The following is a 2,089-nucleotide window of genomic DNA, read 5'->3' as shown; positions in this document are numbered from 1 at the left end:
GGCAAGCTCCTCAACGACGAGGGGCAGCTCGACGTCGACGGCTACTTCACGCTTGCCCGCGGCAACAAGGAACAGCAGCCGCTGGAGATGACCAAATGGTTCGACACCAACTACCACTACCTGGTGCCGGAGATCGGCCCGGAGACGAAGTTCACCCTCGCCTCCACCGCCAAGGTTGACGAGTTCGCTTTCGCCCTGGCCAACGGCATTGAGACGCGGCCCTACATCGTTGGCCCGGTCACCTATCTGCTGCTTTCCAAGGCTTCCGACGACGCCCCTGCCGGCTTCGCGCCGCTGTCCCGCCTCGAGGACATCCTGCCCGTCTACGTGCAGCTCCTTGAGAAGCTCGCCGCCGCCGGCGCCAGTTGGGTCCAGCTCGACGAACCTGCTCTGGTGGTTGACCAGGACACCCCGGCCGCTGAAATCGAAGCAGCCGTTGCCCGCGCCTACGAGGTCCTCACCGCTGCTGCCAACCGCCCGCAGATCCTCGTTTCCACTCCGTACGGTTCACTTGACGGCCAGCTCGGCACGCTCGCGGCCGCCAACATCGAGGCACTGCATATCGACGTCTTCAAGGGTGATGTTCCCTCTGCTGCCGCCCTGGCGGGCCTGGGCAACAAGACCCTTGTTGCCGGCGTCGTTGACGGCCACAACATCTGGCGCAACGACCTTGCCGCTTCCGCCGCGAAGCTGGAGGAACTCAAGGCCGCCGCCGGCAGGCTCGCCGTCTCCACCTCAACATCCACGCAGCACGTCCCCCACGACGTGGCCGGGGAAACGCAGCTCTCCGAACAGCTCCGCAGCTGGCTGGCGTTCTCGGACCAGAAAGCGGTAGAGGTCAAGACCCTGGCGTCCTACCTCGCCGACCCCGCCTCCGCCAAGGCAGCCATTGAGGAAGCAACCGCAGTGATCGCTTCCCGTGCCACCGCCGAAGGGGTCCGCCGGGCCGACGTCCGTGCCCGCACCGAGTCCCTCACTGCCGCGGACTTCAGCCGCTCCGAATACGCGGTCCGCGAAGCCGCGCAGGAAAAGGCGCTGGACCTTCCGCCGCTGCCCACCACCACCATCGGTTCGTTCCCGCAGACCTCGGAGATCCGTTCGGCCCGCGCCCGCAACAACAAGGGCGACCTTACGGACGAGCAGTACGAAAAGCTCATGAAGGACGAGATCAAGCGCGTCGTGGACCTGCAGGAAGAGCTCGGCTACGACGTCCTGGTGCACGGCGAGCCCGAGCGCAACGACATGGTGCAGTACTTCGCCGAGAACCTCGAAGGCTTCGACGTTACCGTCCACGGCTGGGTCCAGTCCTACGGCTCACGCTGCACGCGTCCATCAATCCTTTGGGGAGACGTCACCCGCAGCGCCCCCATCACCGTTGAATGGGCCAAGTACGCACAGTCCCTCACCAGCAAGCCGATGAAGGGCATGCTCACCGGTCCGGTCACCATCCTCGCGTGGTCCTTCGTCCGTGACGACCAGCCGTTGGGTGAGACCGCCAACCAGGTTGGCCTGGCGCTGCGCGACGAGATCGCCGATCTGGAAGCCGCCGGCATCAAGGTCATCCAGGTGGACGAGCCCGCACTGCGCGAACTCCTCCCGCTGCGCAAGGCTGACCACGCCGACTACCTGAAGTGGTCCGTGGACTCCTTCCGCCTGGCGACTGCCGGCGCTGTGGATGCCACCCAGATCCATACCCACCTCTGCTACTCGGAGTTCGGCGTGATCATTGACGCCATTGACGGCCTGGATGCGGACGTTACATCCATCGAGGCCGCCCGGTCCCGCATGGAGGTGGTGCATGACCTCGAGTCCCACGGCTTCGGCCGCGGCGTTGGCCCGGGCGTGTACGACATCCACTCGCCGCGCATTCCCGGCACCGGGGAAGTCACCGAGCTGCTCAGCACCGCCGTCAAGCACGTGCCGTCCCGCCAGCTCTGGGTCAACCCGGACTGCGGCCTGAAGACCCGCGGCTACGCAGAGACCGAGGAATCTTTGCGGAACTTGGTGGAGGCCACCAGGTCGGTCCGCGCCGGCCTGCTGCAAGGGGCAAAGTAAAGCGGACAAACGATCGGCCGGCCACCTTGAAAGG

1 protein-coding gene is annotated in these 2,089 nt (G+C 65.8%); it reads left to right on the top strand.

Annotated elements, in window-relative coordinates:
• Nucleotides 1-2,055: 5-methyltetrahydropteroyltriglutamate--homocysteine S-methyltransferase (metE, locus tag AC5RWX_RS32730; RefSeq protein WP_494100330.1), on the top strand; the 2,055-nt coding region annotated here is incomplete at its 5' end.
• Nucleotides 2,056-2,089 lie beyond the last annotated feature (34 nt).

Source organism: Arthrobacter sp. SPT-J7, from assembly GCF_059089965.1.
The sequence above is the reverse complement of the archived record's forward strand: the minus strand, read 5'-3'. Positions and strand labels throughout refer to the sequence as shown.